The 17,997-nt window shown below is 73.3% G+C and carries 19 protein-coding genes; 7 read left to right on the forward strand and 12 right to left on the reverse strand.

Features of this window, described 5'->3' with window-relative positions; translation table 11 throughout:
- The first annotated feature begins 47 nt into the window (after positions 1 to 47).
- Entirely contained in the window at positions 48 to 1,406 is a 1,359-nt protein-coding gene (locus tag WBK31_RS24035; protein WP_364055927.1) for an MFS transporter, read from the forward strand.
- A 107-nt stretch (positions 1,407 to 1,513) separates the two neighbouring features.
- Here WBK31_RS24035 and pcaC read toward each other — a convergent pair whose 3' ends face one another.
- From pcaC to WBK31_RS24070, 7 genes are all read right to left on the reverse strand, one after another.
- The gene (gene pcaC, locus WBK31_RS24040) at positions 1,514 to 2,602 is read right to left on the reverse strand and encodes a 4-carboxymuconolactone decarboxylase (RefSeq protein ID WP_364055930.1); all 1,089 of its coding nucleotides are present in this window, start codon (positions 2,600 to 2,602) and stop codon (positions 1,514 to 1,516) included.
- 144 nt (positions 2,603 to 2,746) lie between these two features.
- Positions 2,747 to 3,994 carry a 3-carboxy-cis,cis-muconate cycloisomerase gene (pcaB, locus tag WBK31_RS24045; protein ID WP_406673173.1) on the reverse strand — a complete coding sequence of 416 codons (1,248 nt, stop codon included), beginning with the start codon at positions 3,992 to 3,994 and terminating at the stop codon, positions 2,747 to 2,749.
- Positions 3,981 to 4,505, reverse strand: coding sequence for a protocatechuate 3,4-dioxygenase subunit alpha (pcaG, locus tag WBK31_RS24050; protein ID WP_364055935.1), 525 nt, complete (start codon positions 4,503 to 4,505; stop codon positions 3,981 to 3,983). The genes pcaB and pcaG overlap by 14 nt, the downstream gene beginning before the upstream one ends.
- On the reverse strand, positions 4,502 to 5,251 hold the full coding sequence (gene pcaH / locus WBK31_RS24055; protein ID WP_364055938.1) for a protocatechuate 3,4-dioxygenase subunit beta: 750 nt from the start codon (positions 5,249 to 5,251) through the stop codon (positions 4,502 to 4,504). Before pcaH ends, pcaG begins: the two co-directional genes overlap by 4 nt.
- Before the next feature lie 16 nt (positions 5,252 to 5,267).
- Positions 5,268 to 6,416 carry a thiolase family protein gene (locus WBK31_RS24060; protein WP_406673174.1) on the reverse strand — a complete coding sequence of 383 codons (1,149 nt, stop codon included), beginning with the start codon at positions 6,414 to 6,416 and terminating at the stop codon, positions 5,268 to 5,270.
- A complete protein-coding gene (locus tag WBK31_RS24065) occupies positions 6,413 to 7,042 on the reverse strand; it encodes a CoA transferase subunit B (protein ID WP_364055944.1) in 630 nt (209 codons plus the stop codon). The genes WBK31_RS24060 and WBK31_RS24065 overlap by 4 nt, the downstream gene beginning before the upstream one ends.
- 4 nt (positions 7,043 to 7,046) lie before the next feature.
- A complete protein-coding gene (locus WBK31_RS24070) occupies positions 7,047 to 7,802 on the reverse strand; it encodes a CoA transferase subunit A (RefSeq protein WP_364055947.1) in 756 nt (251 codons plus the stop codon).
- A gap of 120 nt (positions 7,803 to 7,922) precedes the next feature.
- Here WBK31_RS24070 and WBK31_RS24075 point away from each other — a divergent pair, with 120 nt between their 5' ends.
- Positions 7,923 to 9,410 carry an IclR family transcriptional regulator C-terminal domain-containing protein gene (locus WBK31_RS24075; RefSeq protein ID WP_406673175.1) on the forward strand — a complete coding sequence of 496 codons (1,488 nt, stop codon included), beginning with the start codon at positions 7,923 to 7,925 and terminating at the stop codon, positions 9,408 to 9,410.
- A gap of 28 nt (positions 9,411 to 9,438) precedes the next feature.
- On the opposite strand, the gene WBK31_RS24080 is transcribed toward WBK31_RS24075, so the two are convergent.
- The 3 genes from WBK31_RS24080 to WBK31_RS24090 form a co-directional block, all read right to left on the reverse strand.
- A complete protein-coding gene (locus WBK31_RS24080; RefSeq protein WP_406673176.1) occupies positions 9,439 to 10,218 on the reverse strand; it encodes a hypothetical protein in 780 nt (259 codons plus the stop codon).
- Positions 10,215 to 10,913: a hypothetical protein gene (locus tag WBK31_RS24085; protein ID WP_406673177.1), complete on the reverse strand. Its 699-nt coding sequence runs from the start codon at positions 10,911 to 10,913 to the stop codon at positions 10,215 to 10,217. The genes WBK31_RS24080 and WBK31_RS24085 overlap by 4 nt, the downstream gene beginning before the upstream one ends.
- Before the next feature lie 432 nt (positions 10,914 to 11,345).
- The gene (locus WBK31_RS24090) at positions 11,346 to 13,019 is read right to left on the reverse strand and encodes a metallophosphoesterase family protein (RefSeq protein WP_364055959.1); all 1,674 of its coding nucleotides are present in this window, start codon (positions 13,017 to 13,019) and stop codon (positions 11,346 to 11,348) included.
- 193 nt (positions 13,020 to 13,212) lie between these two features.
- On the opposite strand from WBK31_RS24090, the gene WBK31_RS24095 reads away from it, so the two are divergent.
- The 4 genes from WBK31_RS24095 (at position 13,213) to WBK31_RS24110 (ending at position 15,529) form a co-directional block, all read left to right on the forward strand.
- Entirely contained in the window at positions 13,213 to 13,695 is a 483-nt protein-coding gene (locus WBK31_RS24095; RefSeq protein ID WP_406673178.1) for a hypothetical protein, read from the forward strand.
- Between the two features lie 58 nt (positions 13,696 to 13,753).
- Positions 13,754 to 14,149 carry a hypothetical protein gene (locus WBK31_RS24100; protein ID WP_364055965.1) on the forward strand — a complete coding sequence of 132 codons (396 nt, stop codon included), beginning with the start codon at positions 13,754 to 13,756 and terminating at the stop codon, positions 14,147 to 14,149.
- On the forward strand, positions 14,134 to 14,826 hold the full coding sequence (locus tag WBK31_RS24105; RefSeq protein WP_364055968.1) for a molybdopterin cofactor-binding domain-containing protein: 693 nt from the start codon (positions 14,134 to 14,136) through the stop codon (positions 14,824 to 14,826). Before WBK31_RS24100 ends, WBK31_RS24105 begins: the two co-directional genes overlap by 16 nt.
- Before the next feature lie 76 nt (positions 14,827 to 14,902).
- A complete protein-coding gene (locus tag WBK31_RS24110) occupies positions 14,903 to 15,529 on the forward strand; it encodes a hypothetical protein (RefSeq protein WP_364055971.1) in 627 nt (208 codons plus the stop codon).
- Positions 15,530 to 15,536: 7 nt separating this feature from the next.
- Here the strand turns inward: WBK31_RS24110 and WBK31_RS24115 are convergent, their stop codons facing one another.
- Positions 15,537 to 16,301 carry a phosphotransferase gene (locus tag WBK31_RS24115; RefSeq protein WP_364055974.1) on the reverse strand — a complete coding sequence of 255 codons (765 nt, stop codon included), beginning with the start codon at positions 16,299 to 16,301 and terminating at the stop codon, positions 15,537 to 15,539.
- Between the two features lie 226 nt (positions 16,302 to 16,527).
- Here WBK31_RS24115 and WBK31_RS24120 point away from each other — a divergent pair, with 226 nt between their 5' ends.
- Positions 16,528 to 16,875, forward strand: a complete 348-nt coding sequence (locus tag WBK31_RS24120) for an STAS domain-containing protein (RefSeq protein WP_364055977.1) — start codon at positions 16,528 to 16,530, stop codon at positions 16,873 to 16,875.
- Between the two features lie 7 nt (positions 16,876 to 16,882).
- Here WBK31_RS24120 and WBK31_RS24125 read toward each other — a convergent pair whose 3' ends face one another.
- Complete coding sequence (locus tag WBK31_RS24125) at positions 16,883 to 17,752, reverse strand: FRG domain-containing protein (protein WP_406673179.1); 870 nt, start codon at positions 17,750 to 17,752, stop codon at positions 16,883 to 16,885.
- Positions 17,753 to 17,997 lie beyond the last annotated feature (245 nt).

Consider the following 17,997-nt stretch of genomic DNA (forward strand, 5'->3'; position numbering starts at 1 on the left):
GCCGGGGGCCGCCGCCACCACGCTCACCAGAAGCCCGAGGAGCCCACGTGACCGACAACTCGCCAGGCAACTCCCCAGGCAGCCCCCTGAGCAGGGGAACGCCGCGCAAGGCCGCCTTCGCCGCCTGGATCGGCAGCGCGCTGGAGTACTACGACTTCTTCATCTACGGCAGCGCCGCCGCGCTGATCTTCGGCAAGGTGTTCTTCGACGACTCCGACCCGGCGACCGCCACGCTCCAGTCGCTGGCCAGCTTCGGCGTCGCCTACGCGGCCCGGCCGGTGGGCGCGTTCTTCCTCGGCCACATCGGCGACAGGTTCGGCCGCAAGAAGATCATGGTGTTCACGCTCGTCCTGATGGGGCTGTCGACGTTCCTCATCGGCTGCCTGCCCACGCGCGAGCAGATCGGCGGGGCCGCGCCCGTGCTGCTGGTGCTGCTGCGCATCATGCAGGGGCTGTCGGCGGCGGGCGAGCAGGCCAGCGCCAACTCCATGACGCTCGAGCACTCCCCCACCGACCGGCGCGGCTACTTCACCAGCTTCACCCTGAACGGCACCCAGTTCGGGCAGATCCTGGCCACGTTCGTCTTCATCCCGGTGGCCGCACTGCCCGATGAGCAGCTGCTGAGCTGGGGCTGGCGGGTGCCGTTCTGGCTGAGCGTGGCCGTGGCGGTGGCCGGTTACATGATCAGGCGGCGGCTTGAGGAGACCCCGGCCTTCGAAGAGGAGGTCGCCGCCGGCACCGTGCCGCGCCTGCCGCTCGCCGAGCTCTTCCGCGAGCACTGGGCGAGCGTGCTGCGCGTGGTGTGCGCGGCGCTCATCGCCACCGTCAGCACGATCTTCACGGTCTGGGCGCTCAACTACGCCACCAGCGACGAGATCGGCCTCGACAACGCGACCATGCTCTGGGTCGGCGTGGCCGCCAACGCCGTCGCGCTCGTCGCGATCCCGCTGTGGGCGCGGCTGTCGGACCGGATCGGGCGCAAGCCGGTGTTCCTCATCGGCGCGATCGGCAGCCCGATCATGATCTTCGCGTACCTGGCGGCCATCAACGCGGGCAGCTATCCGCTGGTGTTCGCCGTCGGCATCCTCACGCTCGGCGTGGTCTACAGCGCGTCCAACGGCATCTGGCCCGCCCTGTACGGGGAGATGTTCAGCACCCGCGTACGGCTGTCCGGCATGGCGATCGGCACGCAGATCGGGTTCGCCATCGCCGGGTTCGCCGTGGCGTCCGCGGCCGGGATCGTCTCCCCCGACGGCTGGCTCGGGCTGCAGGGGTGGACCGGCGTCGGGGTGTTCACCGCGATCCTGTGCGCGATCAGCGCCATCGCGGTGGCCACGGCGCGGGAGACGTACCGGGTGCCGACGAAAGAGCTCGGCACCTCCCCCGCGCCGGCTTCGGCCCGCTGACCCGGCCTGCCATCGGCTCCGGGCCGCCCCGGTTCGGAGCCCCGCGGCTCAGCCTGCGGCGGTCTCAGCGCCCCGTGGCTCGACCCGCCGCGGCCCGGACCGGCGGGTCAGGCCGTCTCCTCGTTCAGGACGCGCTGGGCCACCGCGAAGGCGGCGTTGGCGGCCGGGACGCCGCAGTAGACGGCGCTCTGCAGCAGCACCTCGCCGATCTCGTCGGGGGTGAGGCCGTTGCGCAGCGCGGCGCGTACGTGCATGGCCAGCTCGTCCAGGTGGCCGCGCGCGACGAGCGCGGTGAGCGTGATGCAGCTGCGCGTCCGCCGGTCGAGGCCGGGGCGGGTCCAGATCTCGCCCCACGCGTAGCGGGTGATGAAGTCCTGGAAGTCCCTGGTGAAGTCCGTGGTACGGGCGATCGCGCGGTCCACGTGGGCGTCGCCCAGCACCTCGCGGCGCACCTGCATGCCGGGGGCCGCGGGAAGGTGGCCGAGCAGGGCCCGGGTGACGCGGTCCGGCTGGTCGATCGTGGCCAGGTGGGCGGCGCCCGGCAGCTCGACGAGCGTGGCGCCGGAGATGCCGTCGGCCAGCTCCCTGGCGTGCGCGGGCGGCGTCGCCGGGTCCTCGCGTCCGGCCACCACCAGGGTCGGGACGCTGATCGCGGCCAGCTCGGCGCGCAGGTCGTAGGCGGCCAGGGCGTCGCAGCAGGCGGCATACGCGGCGGGGTCGGCGGCGGCGAGGTCGTCCAGCAGCGCCTGTTCCGGCGGGCCCGCGAACCAGCGGCCCGCCGCGCCCTCCACCAGCGGCGCGGTGCCCTCGGCCCGCACCAGCGCGGCACGCTCGTGCCAGCCCGCCGGGTCGCCGAAATGCGCGCTGGAGCACACCAGCGCCAGCGACTTGAGCCTGGCGGGGTGGCGGACGGCCAGCGTGGCGCCGATCGCGCCGCCGATCGAGACGCCCGCGTAGTGGAAGCTCTCCATCCCTGCCGCTTCGGCCACCCGCAGCACCAGCCCGGCGAGGTCCTCGATGGTGCTCGCGGGGATCGGCTTGGAGCCGCCGTGGCCCGGCAGGTCGAACCTGAGCACCCGGTATCTGCGGGCCAGCGTCCGCACCTGCGGCTCCCACAGGCGGGTGGTGGTGCCGAGCGAGGGGGCGAGAACGAGCGGCTCTCCCCGCTCGGGGCCGTCCAGACGGTAGTGCAACATCAATGGCGTGCCTTGTCTCGGTGTTTCGCTTCCGTGGTGACGTACGGAGACCGCGCCTGTTCGCGCCTTGGGTGATCGGCGCGGCGGCTCCGTGGATGGGCTCAGGCCGCTTTCACGGGCTGGGTGACGGCTCTGCCGGCCTCCTCAGGTTTCTCGCCGGTTCTCGTGGTGGCGGGCCAGCGCTCGGTCCACCAGGGCCGAGGCCGGGCCCGGGTCGCCTTCGACGGCCAGGTTCCCCGCCATGCGGTCCGGGTGCACGCGCAGGTCGGCGACCAGTTCCACGGCGTCCCTCGTGGCGCCCGCGACCAGGCGCAGGGCCTCGCGCAGCGGCTGCCACTCGGCGTGCCAGGCGCCGGAGGGGCGTTCGTCCTCGGCGGCGAGCGAGGCGTACAGGGTGGCGGTGAGCGGCGGCACCTGGCGGGCGGCGGCGGCGATCATCGTGGCCCGCACCGGGTTGTGCTTGTGCGGCATGGACGACGACCCGCCGCCCACGCCCTCGATCACTTCGCCGATCTCGGTGCGGGACAGCACCAGGACGTCGGCCGCCAGCTTGCCCAGCGCCCCGGCCGCGAACGCCAGCGCGTGCGCCAGGTCGGCCACCGGTGTGCGCAGCACGTGCCACGGCAGCGCCGGCGCGGCCAGCCCCAGCTCGGCGGCGAACCGCGCGGGCAGCTCCAGCGCGAGCACCCGCCCGTCCGGCCCTTGCCGCCCGTCCGGCTCGGAGTGCCCGTTCGGCTCCTGCCGCCTGTCCGGCTCCCGCGAGCCGGACAGGCGCGCCCGCGCGTCGGACTCGAAGGCGGCGAGGGTGCCGGCGGCGCCGCCCAGCTGGGCGGGGAGCGCGCGGCGGGCGGCTTCGAGGCGTTCCGCGGCGTCGGCGCAGAGCGTCAGCCAGCCCGCCGCCTTGAGCCCGAACGTCGTGGGCACCGCCTGCTGGGTGAGCGTACGGGCGGCCATCGGCGTGTCGCGGTGCTCGGCGGCCAGCGCGGCCAGCCGCTCGATCACCCCGTCCAGCTCGGCGAGCACGGGCCCGAGCGCCCGGTGGGCGACCAGCATCAGGGCGGTGTCGAGGATGTCCTGGCTGGTGGCGCCCCGATGCACGTACGCGCCGTAGGGGCCGGCCGCCCGGCGCAGGTCGGCCACGAGCGGGATCACCGGGTTGCCGCCCGAGCGAGCCCGCACGACGAGCCCCGGCAGGTCGAACGCCTCGGCGCGGGCGGCGGCGGTGACCGCCGGCGCGGCCTCGGCGGGCGCCAGGCCGAGCGCCGCCTGGGCGCGGGTCAGCGCGGCCTCGGCGTCCAGCATGGCCTGGAGCACGGCGGCGTCCCCGGTGGCCCCGGCCGCGCCCCGCATCGGGGACAGCAGGCCGAGGTCCGCGGGATCAGCCGAAGTCAAGGAAGACCGTCTCCTTCTCGCCCTGCAGGTGGATGTCGAAGCGGTAGACCCCGTCGCGCTCCTGCTCGGCCAGCAGCGTGTGCCGCCGCTCCGCGGGCACGGAGTCGAGGAAGGGGTCCTGCCCGAAGTAGATGCGGGTGTAGAGGTGGTGCAGCAGACCTCGGGCGAACACGCACACGCTGATGTACCCGTTTCCCGGCCGTACCGTGCGCAGCGCCCAGTGCCCGTCCTGGTCGGTGCCGACACGGCCGAAGCCGGTGAAGACGACGCCGTTCCTGCCGAGCACGGCCCCGTTGGTGGGGTCGCGGCGCAGCGAGCCAGGCGCGCCGCGCAGCTCGCCGTTCTCGTCGGCCTGCCAGAACTCCAGCAGCGCGTCCGGCACCGGGTCGCCCGCGCCGTCGTAGACGTAGCCGTGGACGGCGATGCCGCCGAGCGCGATGTCGCCGCCGCCGGGGAAGGGCAGCGCGTACCCGTAGAACGGGCCGACGGTCTGCGAGGGGGTGGGGTTCACCGGCCTTCCTCCATCCAGGTCGCGGCGGGGCCGTCGAGCACGATGTCCCACTGGTAGCCGAGCGAGACCTCCGGCTCGGACAGGTCGTGCACGTACTCGGCGACCAGCCGCTGCCGCGCCCGCTCGTCGGTGACGGACTGCAGGATCGGGTCGTACGGGAAGAGCGGGTCGCCCGGGAAGTACATCTGGGTGACCAGCCGCTGCGTGAACGCGGTGCCGAACAGCGAGAAGTGGATGTGCGCCGGCCGCCAGGCGTTGCGGTGGTTGCGCCACGGATAGGGGCCAGGCTTGATCGTGGTGAACATGTAGCGGCCCTCGTCGTCGGTCAGGCAGCGGCCCACGCCGGTGAAGTTGGGGTCGAGCGGCGCCGGGTGGTCGTCGCGCTGGTGCAGGTAGCGTCCTGCCGCGTTGGCCTGCCAGATCTCGACGAGCTGGCCGCGTACGGGACGTCCCGACCGGTCGAGCACCCGGCCCCGCACGGTGATGCGCTCGCCGATCGGCTCGCCGAGGTGCTGCTTGGTGAGGTCGTTGTCGAGCGGCGTCACGTCGGTCGCCCCGAACACCGGCCCGGTCAGCTCGGCCGCCTCCGGGTCCTTGACGGGGATGAGCGGCTGCTTGGGGTGGCGCAGCAGGGTGCTGCGGTAGGGGGCGTAGTCGCGCGCGGGATGGCCGGACGGCGTGGGGGGACGACCGGCGTACTCGGCGATCTCGCGGTCGATGTCGGCTTGCTGGAGGGGTTCGGACATACAGCTGCCTTTCGCGCTATCTGTCGAGGACGACGGCCAGGCCCTGGCCGACGCCGATGCAGAGGGTGGCCAGCCCGGTGCCGGAGCCCGCGGCGGCCAGCCGGTGCGCCACCGCGCCGGTCACGCGGGCGCCCGAGGCGCCGAGCGGGTGGCCGATCGCGATGGCGCCGCCGTCGGGGTTGACGATGGCGGGGTCGAGGTCGGGCAGCTCGGCCAGGCAGCCGAGCACCTGCGCGGCGAACGCCTCGTTCAGCTCGGCGGTGGCGAGGTCGCCGAAGCTCTTGCCCGCCTTGGCGAGCGCCTTGGTGGACGCCTCGACGGGGCCGAGCCCGTAGTAGCGCGGCTCCAGCGCGCTGACGCCGGTGGCGGCGATCCTGGCGAGGGGCTCGCGGCCGCGCAGCCCGGCCTCGTCGGTCAGCAGCAGCGCGGCGGCGCCGTCGCTGAGCGGGGAGGAGTTGCCGGCGGTGACGGTGCCGCCGTCCCGGCGGAAGACGGGCTTGAGCTTGGCCAGCTTCTCCATGGAGGTGTCGTGGCGGATGCCCTCGTCGCGGGTCAGGCCGGCGATGGGCACGATCTCCCGTTCGAACGACGCCTTGGCCGCCTTCTGGTGGCTGGCCAGCGCGAACGCGTCCTGCTCCGCCCGGCTGATGCGGTGCTTGTCGGCGATCAGCTCGGCGCCCTCACCGAGCGGGATCGTGTGCTCGGCGGGCATGGCCGGGTTGACCAGCCGCCAGCCGAGCGTGGTGGAGACCAGCTCCTGCCCGCCCGCGGGGAACGCCTTGTCCGGCTTGGGCAGCACCCAGGGCGCGCGGGTCATCGACTCGACGCCGCCCGCGATCACGGTGCTCGCGTCGCCCAGCGCGATCGCCCGGTACGCCTGGATGACGGCCTCCATGCCGGACCCGCACAGCCGGTTCACGGTCGCGCCCGGCGTGGTGATCGGCAGGCCCGCCAGGATGGCGGCCATCCTGGCGACGTTGCGGTTCTCCTCGCCGGCGCCGTTGGCGTTGCCCAGGATCACCTCGTCGGGCGCGTCGAGGTCGTTGCGCTCGGCGAGGGCCTTGATGACGTGCGCGGCCAGGTCGTCGGGGCGCACGCCGGACAGGGCGCCGCCGTACCGGCCGAACGGCGTGCGTACGGCGTCGAGGATGTAGACGTCTTTCATGCCAGTACCTCCGCGTCGGTGCGCTCGCGCACGTCCTCCACGCTCACTCCCGGCGCGCGTTCGACCAGCGCGAGCCCCTGCTCGGTGACGTCGAGGACGCCGAGGTCGGTGACGATCCGGTGGACGCACTCCTTCCCCGTGAGCGGAAGCGAGCACTCTTCAACGATCTTGGGTGAGCCGTCCTTGGCGGTGTGCTCCATGATCACGATGACCTTGCGCGCGCCGTGCACGAGGTCCATGGCGCCGCCCATGCCCTTGACGAGCTTGCCCGGCACCATCCAGTTGGCCAGGTCGCCGCGGGCGGAGACCTGCATCGCGCCCAGCACCGCCACGTCGATGTGCCCGCCGCGGATCATGCCGAACGACAGCGCAGAGTCGAAGAACGCGGCCCCCTCGCGCACGGTCACGGTCTCCTTGCCGGCGTTGATCAGGTCGGGGTCGATCTCGTCCTCGGCCGGGTACGGGCCGACGCCGAGTATGCCGTTCTCCGAGTGCAGCACCACGTCCACGCCGGGCGGCAGGAACGACGGGATGCGGGTGGGCAGGCCGATGCCCAGATTGACGTAGTCGCCGTCGCGCAGCTCGGCGGCCGCCCGCGCGACCATCTCGTCCCTGGTCCAGCTCATCCGCTCACGCTCCCCTGGTCGTCCGCTTCTCGATGCCCTTGTCAGCGGCCTGCTCGGGGGTGAGCACCAGCACCCGCTGCACGAACACGCCCGGCAGGTGCACCTCGTCCGGGTCCAGCTCGGTCAGCTCCTCGACCTCGGCGATGGTGACGCGGCCCGCCATGGCGGCGAGGGGGTTGAAGTTCCTGGCGGCCTTGCGGAAGACGAGGTTGCCGTGGCGGTCGCCCTTGGCGGCGCGGACGAGGGCGAAGTCGGTGCGGATGCCGCGTTCGAGTACGTACTCGCGGCCGTCGAACTCGCGCACCTCCTTCGGCGGCGAGGACACCGCGACCGAGCCGTCCGGGTTGTGGCGCAGCGGCAGGCCGCCGTCGGCGATCGGCGTGCCCACGCCGGCCGGGGTGTAGAAGGCGGGGATGCCGCTGCCGCCCGCGCGCAGCCGCTCGGCCAGCGTGCCCTGCGGGGTCAGCTCGACCGTCAGCTCGCCGGACAGGTACTGGCGGGCGAACTCCTTGTTGTCGCCGATGTAGGAGGCGGTCACGTGGGCGATGCGGCCGGCGGCCAGCAGCAGGCCGAGGCCGCCGCCGTCCACGCCGCAGTTGTTGCTGACCACCGACAGGCGGGTGACACCGGTGTCGAAGAGGGCTTTGATCAGGACGTTCGGGATGCCGCTGAGGCCGAAGCCGCCGACGGCGAACGACGCGCCGTCGCGCACGCCTGCCAGCGCCTCCGCGGCCGTGGCGACCACCTTGTCTCTCGGCACGACGCTCCGATCAGGACGTGTTCGCTCTGCGAACTTTTGTTCACTATTATGGGGTTTTCAGTATGTGTGTGGAGTGGCTGGCCTGTCAAAGGTCCCCTACGAGCGCCGCAGGAGGAGCCGATGGAACCGGCCGGAACCCTCGAACGCGGGCTGAGCGTGCTGCGCGCGATCGCCGCCGACCCGCGGCGGCCCGCCCGCGCCACGGACCTCGTCCGGGCGACCGGGCTGGCCAGGTCCACCGTCGACCGGGTGCTCGGCACCCTCGTGCACCTCGGCTACCTGCGCGCCGAAGGGCGGGACGTGGTGCTCGCGCCGCGCCTGATGGAGCTGGGCGAGGCGTACCTGTCCGGCTCGGGGCTGCGCGACGCCGTCGCGGGGCCGGCCGCGCGGCTCGCCGACGAGCTGGACGAGTCGGTGTCGGTGGCCGTGCGCGACGGTGACGGAGTGCGGTTCATCGCGCAGTTCACCCGGCGGCGGCGCATGTCGGTGACCTTCCGGGTGGGTGACGTGCTGCCCGCCTCCCGATGCGCGGCCGGGCTCGCCCTGCTCGACCCCGCCAAGGGGTGGGCCGAGGACGACCAGCTCATCGAGCCCGGGTTGATCGCGATCGCGGTGCCCGTACGGACTGCTCCCGGACCCGATGGTCCTGGGGAGGCGGTGTGCGCGGTCAGCGTGGTCAGCCACACGAGCCGGCACACCGTCGCCGAGCTAGGCGAACACTGCCTGCCCGCACTGCGCGAAACGGTCGCCGAGATGGAGGCCGCGCTCGCCGCCGGCCGTACTGATCACACGCCGCCGGTCCCCCGTCCCGGGGTGGATCCGGCGAAGGAGGCGAAGCGGGAGCTGGGCATGGGGTTCCTGCAGTCGCTCGCGCGCGGGCTCGCCGTCATGGTCGCGCTCGGGTCGGCGCGCGGCGGGCTGACGCTCGCCGACGCCGCCAAGGTGACCGGCCTGCCCAGGGCGACCGTGCGGCGCGCGGTGCAGGCGCTGGAGCGGCTCGGGTACGCCGCCGCCCGCGGGTCCCGCTTCACGCTGCTGCCCAGGGTGCTGGAGCTGGGGTATGCGCACCTGTCGGGGCTGACGTTCAGGGAGATCGTCCAGCCGCACCTGGCGGACCTGGCCGCCCGCGTCAACGAGTCGGCCTCCGTCGCCGTGCTGGACGGCGACGACGTCGTGTACGTGGCCAGGGTCCAGACCGTGAGCCTGATGAGCGTGAACATCACCGTCGGGACCCGCTTCCCCGCGTACGCGACCTCCATGGGCCGGGTGCTGCTGGCCGAGCAGCCGGACGAGCGGCTGGCCGCCATCGAGCCGCGCCGCCTGGCCGCGCGGACCGTCACCTCCAAGGACGAGCTGCGCGCCCTCATCCGGCGGGCCGGGGCCGACGGTTACGCGCTGGTGGACCAGGAGCTGGAGGAGGGCGTACGGTCGATCGCCGTGCCCATCAGGGACCGCACCGGGCGCACCGTGGCCGCCGTGAACGTCGCCACCCACGCCGGACGGTTCGGGAACGACGCTCTGATCCGCGATGTCCTCCCCGAGCTGCGGGAGGCGGCGGCGCGCATGGAGGCGGATCTCGCGTACGCGGGCGCGGTCGCGGCCGAATGACCGCATCCCCGGCGAAACGCGCGAAGGCTCATGAGGAAAGGGCGGTCACGGCGGTGGCCAGGTAGAGGCAGCCGCCGATCGCCACGGCCACGCCCGCCAGCGCCGGCGCCCACGCCGCCGCCGTACGCAACGCCCGCAGCCGTGGCGTACGTCCGCGCACCATCGTCGCACCGCGCACGGTCACCACGCCGACGCCGGTCAGCGTGACGGCCATCCCCGCACCGAACGCCAGCACCAGCACCACCGCGCCGAACGACCGCCCGGTGAGCAGACCGCTGACGAGCACGATGAACGCCGACGGCGACGGCACCAGACCCCCTGACAGGGCCAGCGCGGTGAGCCCGCGAGCCGACCACGGATCGTGCACCTCCGCATGCCCGTGCCCGTGTCCATGCCCGTGCCCATGCCCGTGGCCGTGGCCGTGGGCATGCGTCGTACGTCCGCGCAGGTGACGGTACGTGAGGTGCGCCCCCACGCCGATCACGACGACACCGGCGACCACCTGCAGCCACGCGGTGACGGCCTCGGTGCCCACGGCGGCGGCGCCGCTGCTCAACCCCACCCAGGCCAGCGCCAGGGCGAGCACCGACACCGTGTGCATCAACGCCACGACCACGCCGAGACGCAGGGCGTCGCGGTAGCGTCCGTGCGTTCCGATCAGGTACGCCGCCGTCACGCTCTTGCCGTGCCCCGGCGCGACGGCGTGCAGCGCACCGGCCCCCAGCGCCACGATCAACGCCGGCCAGAACGCGCCCGCCCCGTCGAACAAGGTGATGAGGACGTTCTCGGGCCCGGTGAGATCGTTCATTCGCCCGTCCCCGGTGTCGCGGCCGGCTCAGCAGGCTTGTCCGAGGCGGCGGGCGGGGCGGGGGCGCGGCGGCGTACCAGGAGAAGAACCAGCACGCCGAGGACGGCCACCAGCGCGACGGCGGGCACCGCGAGCGGCACCCCACCGCCCTCCGGCGCGTCGAACCGCACGCTTCGGGTGTCCTCCGCCTTCGTGAACAGCACCTTCGCGGGCTCGGCCGGGGTGTCGGAGGTGAGCACGGTGCGGTACGCCTGGTGCAGGTCGGTGAGCGCCGCGATGCGCACGTCCACCGTCACCACCGGCTCCGGGCACTCGAAGCCGAACCGCGCGCCCTCGGCGAGCAGCCGCTCCAGCGGTTCCAGCTCGGCGGCGCACGGCAGGCCGCCCTGGGTGACGCCGACGTGGGCGAGGAGGTAGTCGCGTACGGCGGCGGATCTGGCCAGCTTCTGCTCGCCGGTCAGCGTGGTGTCGGCGCCGGTCGCCGGGTCCTCGAACGCGCCGAGCGACTGGCCGAGCGCCACCCAGTCGTCCTCGGCGGGCAGCCAGGCGAGCGTCACGCGGTCACCGTCCACGGCGATCCTGGCCGTGGACGGCGGCCCGAAGGGGTGCGCGGCCGCCGTCTGAGCGGGCACGAGCACCGCGACGACGGCGACGATGAAGGGCACGCATAGGCGTGCCAGAAGGCCAGACCTCAAGGGAACTCCTAGCAAGAAAACCAACGAAACCACCCCGTGACGCCCGGCCACGCGACGAACGCGCCGCCACCCGTACCCACGGCCCAGACCGGCTCGTGATGACGCGGCCGCCCGAAACAGGCCGACCGGCGTTCGGCGGGCGGACCGGCCGGTGCCCAAGGCCGGCCCGCCCGCGTTCAAAGCGAGCCGGCCCGTGCTCGGGATCGGCCGGCTCGCACGCCCTCACACCGTCGGCACGCCGGCGCACGGGGCCTGACGCGCGAAGGCGCGGCAGCGCTACGGCTCCGAGCCGATGGGGAGCGGAGGCGCCGGGGTGCCGGCGTGCTGAGGGGTTGGGACGCGGCGCTGAAAGCTCCGGGCGCGCTGATGAGTCGCGGCGTCAGCGCGCCCGAAGCCGCACGGGCGCTGGGGGGCGAGCCCGCGCCGAGGGTGTTACCTGGTGACGGTGATGGGCGGGCTGGTGATCTTCTGGTGGTCGCTGTCCAGGTGCACCACGTACGTGCCGCCCCGCTTCACCGGCGCGGGGACGCGGACGGTCTGCGACAGGCGGCCCAGCTCGTCGGCCTTGGCGTGGCCGAGGAGCGTGCCGTCCTTGCCGTGGCCGCCGCCGCGGCGGGAATCAGCCTCGCGCCACCAGATGGCGACCCGCTCGCCCGGGTCGTACCCGTACGCCGACACCTTGACCGGCTCCAGCCGGCGCACCGACGTCTTGTCGACGGTGACCTGCTCGCCCACGGTGTTCTCGGGGGTGCGCAGGTCGTTGACGGTGCGTTCGCCCTTGCGGTTCTTGCGGATGACGAAGCCGTCGTGGTGGGTGCCGTCGGCGTAGCGGGCCTCGAACGTGATGGTGTCCTCGGCGACGTCGATGAGCTGGTAGAGCTGGGTGTTCTCGCTGGTGCTGCGGACTTCGGCGCCGTTGCCGGTCCAGTTCTCGCCGCCGTTGAGCGCGTACATCTTGCCGCCGGAGACCGACACGACGTACGCGACGCCGTTGTGCACAGTGGCGGACTTGCGTGCGGCCACCTGGTTACCGCGCCCGTACGAGTGGTCGTGCCCCTGGAGCACGAGGTCCACGCCGTACTTCTCGAACAGCGGCGCCCACTGCTCGCGGACGTTCGGGTTGTTGCGGGTGCCGGTGGTGGAGTAGACGGGGTGGTGGAAGGTCACCACGGTCCACTTGTTCGGGTTGTCCTTGAGCAGGCCCTCGAGCCAGGCGGTCTGGGCGGCCATGAGCGTGGCGTTGCTCTGGTGGTTGGTGTCCAGGCCGATGAAGCGCACGCCCTGGTAGTCCACGCTGTAGACGGTCTGCTTCAGCTCGGGGTCGCCGGGCCCGTTGTCCGGATACGGGAACTGCGGCCGCCAGAACGCGGACAGCCCGCCGCTGTACTCGTGGTTGCCGGGGATGGAGATGTTGTTGATCTGGCTGTCGATGAAGCCGCCGGCCTGGAACCACTGACCCCACTGCTCTTCGCTGTTGGCGGAGTCGATGAGGTCGCCGGCGTTGACGATGACCTTGGCCTGGGGCCGGTCGGCGAACGCCTGGCGGAAGACGCGCGGCACGGCGGAGTCGAGGTAGTTCTGGGCGTCGCCGTAGTAGATGAACGAGAACGGCTCGAAGCCCTCGGCGGCGGTGGTGAAGTCGGTCCAGGGGCTCCAGTTGGTGCCGTCGCCGACGCGGTAGGTGTAGCGGGTGCCGGGCTTGAGGCCGGTGAACTCCACCGTGTGGTACGTCGATGCGTACCCGAGCGTGGTGTTGACCGGCGTGCTCGCGATGGCCTTGACCGTGGTGACGGCCCCGGGCGGCGGCTGCACCTGGCCGAGGGCGCGCGGCGCCTCCAGGATCTCGGCCTGTGCGGTGTCGGCGTCGGCCTCGGCCCGCCACGAGACGCGCTGGCTGGTGGCGGGCGTGGTGGTCGGGATGAGGATGATGCGGTCGGGGATGGGGCTGGGCTTGTGCGCCTCGGCGGCCGGGTAGGCGGGCGGTGCCGCCGCGCCGATGGCGGCGGGGCCGAACGCTAACCCGGCGGCGAGCAGCGCGGCGGTGCCTGCCGCCGCCAGCTTCGCCTGGCGCGGCCAGGACCTGCGCGGCTTGATGGGGTCGTTCACTTCTCGTTTCGCTCTCTGAGAGGGGCTGTACGGGCCCGCCCGCGCGAAGGCGGACGGGTGCGAGCGCATTCATCCAGACCGCGCTGACGATCTCCTGTCGCGCAGTGGTCCGCCAGGTGAATTCGCGATCGGTAAGCCGCCGGTCATCGGCCGTTCGCCCGGCGTTCCCCGGCCGCCTCCTACGATCGGGCCGGTGGATGGACGGGTGGAGGGACGGATGGTGCGCCGCTGGAGCCTGCTGCCCGCCGTGCTGGCGCTGGCGACGTTGTTCGTGCCGCCGCCGGCGCAGGCGACGGTCAAGACGGAGACGTTCATCACGGCGGAGACGACGGGCATCCTGCTGATCGAGGCGGGCGAGTGCTTCAGCGATCCGGAGTACTCGGTGCGCGCCGGCGAGCCGATCGTGGTCTACACGCCGTGCGCGCAGGGCGCGGACAACCAGTCGTACGGGTTCGCCCACGTCCCCGACGGCCCGTACGACCGGGAGAGGCTGGCGGCGTTCGCGTGGCGGAGCTGCGGCGAGCGGTTCGACCGCTTCTGGGGCGGCGAACGCGAAGACCTGGCGTACTACCCGATCATGCCGACGGCGGAGACGTGGGCGGACGGCGATCGTGACGTCATGTGCGCGGTCTACCGGCCCGAGGGCCGCCTGGCGGGTTCCGTGCTGCCGAAGTGACCTCGCGGGGCTCCCGGGCTGATCGCCCCACCCGGCGCACCAGCCGATCGCGCTGGTCGTGGCCGACACGCCGGTCGCCGCCGCGCACGCGGCATCGCTCGTACGGGCCGAGCACGACGAGATTCCGTTCGCCGTGGAGCCTGGCGCGGACGGCGCGGAGCCTGTCTCCCAGGAGGAGGCGCCGCCGCGGCCGCTCCTCACCGGCAACCTTCCACGCGGCGAGCTTCCACCCGAAGACCCGGCACCGCGTCCGGCTGGGCGCCGACCGCTCGGGCCGCCCGGCCACATGCGGGAGCATCCGGCCGCGTTCGCGCTGGAGTCGGCCATCGACGAGCTGGCCGTCGCCGCCGGGCGCGACCCGGTCGAGCTGCGCCTGGCCAACGGCGCGCGCACGGACCCGGTGACGGGCAAGCCGTTCTCGTCCCGGCACCTGGCGGCGTGCCGCACCACCTGACGGCGGGCGCGCGGGGCACCGACAGCGCGCTGCTCGCGGTGCACGCGGCGCTGCGCGAGCTGCGGGCACGGCTCGGCGCCGACCCCGAGGGCCCGGTGGACGTGGCGGCGGCGGTCAAGCGGACCGGCGGCGACGAGGTGGTGGCCGAGGCCGTCACCCGGGCGCCCGGGCAGCCGCCCGAGGCGTCCGACCGGATGCGCAGGGGCCTGGTCGCGCCGGTCGGACCCGAGTATCCCGGCTTCGTCTCCTTCAGCTTCATCGCCCACTTCACCGAGGTCAGGGTGGAGCCGGTGACGCGGCGCATCCGGGTCTCGCGGATGGTCAGCGTGGCCGACGGCGGCCGGGTGGCCGGCCCGGTCGCCGCCGAGTCCCAGGTGCGCGGCGGCGTGGTGTGGGGCATCGGCGCGGCGCTGCGCGAGCACAGCGAGGCCGATCCCCGCTACGGCGGCCTCGTCGACGACGACCTCGCCGACTCCGTGATCCCGGTCGACGCCGACGTCGGCACGATCGACGTGGACTTCATCGACGAGCCCGGCCACCCGCTCGACCCGATGGGCGTGACGAACCTCGGCGAGGTGGCGCTGGTCGGCGTCGCCCCCGCCATCGCGAACGCCGTCTTCCACGCCACCGGCCGCCGCGTGCGCCGCCTGCCCATCCGCATCGAGGACGTGCTCTGAGCGCGCTGCGGAGGGCCCCGAGCGCGTCCAGGACGAGGACGCCGAGCACATTCCCGGCGGGCGGCGGCGCAAGGTGGTGGCCGGGGTCGCGGCCGGTGCCGTGGTGGCGACGGCGGCGATCGTCACGCTGGCCGTCGCGCTCCCGGACACACCGCAGCGCACGCCGGCCACGCCGGCCCCGCAGAGCTCGGCGGCCGGCACGCCCGAGGGGCGGCAGGACGAGTACGACAGCACCGCCGCCTGGCTGCGTACCGACTCCGACATCCCCCGCGAATACCGCAAGATGATCGTGGCGGCGGGACGCCATTGCGAGCTGCCCGGCCTGAGCCCCGCCCTGATCGCCGCCATGCTGAAGGCCGAGTCCGGCTTCGACCCCAACCTCGACGACCCGCGCAACAACGAGTACGGCATCGCCCGCTGGACCCCCGAGGTGCTGTGGCACTGGCAGCCCGGCGGCCTGCAGAGCCCCAAGCCCAGCCCGCCGCTCAGCCCCGAGCTGTCGATCTCGTCGATGGGCCGCTTCCTGTGCACGCTCGGCCCCCGGGTGTCGGACCTGCCCGGCGATCCGGCGCTCAAGCTGGCCGCGCTCTATCGCAGCGGCGTCCAGGTGCTCAAACGCGCGAACGGCATCCCGGACAAGTGGCGCCCCTACACCACCAAGGTCGCCCGCTACATGCGCGACTACCAGCCGGAGCCGGACTGACCGGCGCTCAGCGCGGGAAGTCCTCCAGCTCGCGTACGGCCTGGTCGAGGTCGTCGGCGACGCCGCTGCGCAGCAGCCGCCCGTACAGGCCCTCGCCGCCGGCGCCGTAGCGGCGGATGCGGGCCGCGCGGGCGCTCATGCGCGCCTGGAGCTCCCTGATGACGGTGTCGGTGCTGCCGGTCCAGCCGTAGGTGTCGAGGAACAGCCGCAGCCGGCGGGGCCGCTCCTCGAAGTTCGTGAAGCCCTCCAGCTCGGCGGTGCGGCGCGCGTGCAGGGGCACCCAGCCGTGCGCCATCCAGGCGACGTCGGAGCCGGGGGTGACGGGGCCGGCGAAGTCCCAGTCGAAGAAGCCGGTGATGCGGCCGTCGTGCCAGGCGGCGTTGAAGGGGCTGGCGTCGTTGTGGGCGATGATCAGGCCGGGCGCCCACCGGCCGCCCATCCGCCAGCGCGCGCCGGGCGACGGCACGAAGTCGGCGACCGCCTCGTGGTAGGCGCGCGTCCACTCGGCGACCTGGACGAGCGACTCGTCCGTACGGGTCCACCAGGGCCACACGACCTCGGAGCCCATGGTCTCGCCCTCGATGTAGGTGAGGATCTCGCGGCCCTCGTCGTCGATGCCGAGCACGCGGGGCGCGCCCTCGAAGCCCTTGCGCTCGAGGTGGCGCAGCAGCTCGTGGACGTACGGGGTCCAGGGACGCACCTGGCGGCGTACGGTGTGGCCGATCCGCACGGCGCCGCCGTCGTTGCCGCCGTCGAGCCGCTGTCGTACCACGTCGAGGACATTGCCAGCCCGCGCGGGCCACGTCAACAAGCGGCCTCGGCCCGGCCAGTTCGGCGGCGACCACCACGGCGGGATCGTCCTCGGCGTGCGGGCTCGTCGTCCGCACCCATGGCCACTGCTGTACATGTTCGTGTCGCGTTCGCCGCGAAACCGGTAGCGGGCGATTGCACCATGCAAAGATAAGAGGGGCGAACCGTAGGGATGCGGAGGGCGTGGAATGGGCAGCATCGGCCGTACCGGCTTCTCCTGGGTGGTCACGCAACGTGACGACGCCGCCGTCCTGTGTCCCTGCGGGGACCTGGACCTGTCCTCGATGGAGGAGTTCCGCAGCGGGCTGTCGGAGGCGATGTCGTGCCTGTGCCCGCCGCTCGTCGTCGTCGACCTGCACGAGGTGGACTTCTGCGATTCCTCCGGGCTCAACGCGCTGATCTGGGCCGCGAACACGGTGGAGGCCGCCGGCGGGCGGCTGCGGCTGAGCGGGCTCCAGCCGCGGGTGAGCAAGCTGATGCGGATGACCGGCCTCGACCGCCGCTTCGCCTTTCAGGACGCCGCCGCCGGGCGCTGAAGGCAGGTCAGCCGCCCATGCGGCCGTTCTGGCCGTGGCGGTTCTCCAGGCCGGCCATCGAGGCCCCGTTGTCCTGCACGCCGCGCCCGTCCTCGATGGAGCCGGGCGAGTAGTAGCGCCGCAGCCAGTCGGCCAGCCCGTCGAGACCGGGCAGCAGCACGCGTTCTGTGATGTTCGCCTGGTCGAGCCGCTGCCGGATCTCGGCCTTGACCGGGGCCGGGATCACCCACTGCCATCCCATGTCGGGATGGTCGGCCAGCCAGTCCTCAAGCTGGTACGTCACGTCCGACAGCGCGGACAGCACCGACGATTGGTTGACGACCCGTTCGTCCAGCGACGGCGGCTCGAAGAAGGCGAGGAACGGCCGGTCGTCCTCGGTGAGCCGGTCGAAGCGGTCGAGCGCGGGGGCGACCCTGGCGAGCAGTTCGGTGGTGAACACGAGCGCGCCCTCGGCGGTGAGCGGGGCGCGCAGCGGCTCGGGCAGCAGCCGGTGCGCGGCTGCGCAGTCCACCGACAGCAGCACGCCGTCGTCCTCCGGCCAGGTGGCGGTGGCGAAGTGCAGGGCGACGAGCGGGGAGAACGTCCAGTCGAGCAGGCGGGTGGGCAGTCCGTGGTGCTGGCCGAGCGCGAGCCAGTCCCAGACGGTCGGACCCGGCGCCTGCCGATGCGCATATTTACGGAAATTTCGTACGAGGTGGGATTCGACCGCCGCGTACTTGCCGCGCAGCCGCGCGAGCCCCGACATGTGCGAGTACGTGCTGCGCGCCAGCCCTCTGAAGACCAGCGACGAGTGCGAAGGCCCGCACCCCTCGCTCCGGCCGGCCTCCCCGACCGCGTCGTCCAGCTCCCGCCACGACGACACCGTGACGACTTTCACCACAATCGCGTTGCCCCAGCTCAGGCCCTCCACACCTGCCCTGCGCCCAGACGATCCTTCTGGACAGCGGGGCGCGCTCCCGAGCACCGCCATCCGGTGGCGGCGCGCGACGCGTACGCCGCGCTGCTGTGGACCGCCGGCCGGATGCCCGGCCTGCCGATCGTGGTGGCGGGCGACAGCGCGGGCGCGCGCCGCCGACCTGTCGGGTCTGCCGCCCGCCGTGGTGCTGCCCGCCGGCGACGCCG

This window comes from Nonomuraea sp. N2-4H, assembly GCF_045291505.1.
In the GTDB taxonomy this organism is placed as follows: Bacteria; Actinomycetota; Actinomycetes; order Streptosporangiales; family Streptosporangiaceae; genus Nonomuraea; species Nonomuraea fastidiosa.

What these genes read in the sequence shown, in the direction of transcription:
- pcaC (WP_364055930.1), bottom strand. Translation starts at nt 2,602, where the DNA reads ATGTTGCACTACCGTCTGGACGGCCCCGAGCGGGGAGAGCCGCTCGTT.
- pcaH (WP_364055938.1), bottom strand. Translation starts at nt 5,251, where the DNA reads ATGTCCGAACCCCTCCAGCAAGCCGACATCGACCGCGAGATCGCCGAG.
- WBK31_RS24060 (WP_406673174.1), bottom strand. Translation starts at nt 6,416, where the DNA reads ATGAAAGACGTCTACATCCTCGACGCCGTACGCACGCCGTTCGGCCGG.
- WBK31_RS24065 (WP_364055944.1), bottom strand. Translation starts at nt 7,042, where the DNA reads ATGAGCTGGACCAGGGACGAGATGGTCGCGCGGGCGGCCGCCGAGCTG.
- WBK31_RS24075 (WP_406673175.1), top strand. Translation starts at nt 7,923, where the DNA reads ATGGAACCGGCCGGAACCCTCGAACGCGGGCTGAGCGTGCTGCGCGCG.
- WBK31_RS24080 (WP_406673176.1), bottom strand. Translation starts at nt 10,218, where the DNA reads ATGAACGATCTCACCGGGCCCGAGAACGTCCTCATCACCTTGTTCGAC.
- WBK31_RS24120 (WP_364055977.1), top strand. Translation starts at nt 16,528, where the DNA reads ATGGGCAGCATCGGCCGTACCGGCTTCTCCTGGGTGGTCACGCAACGT.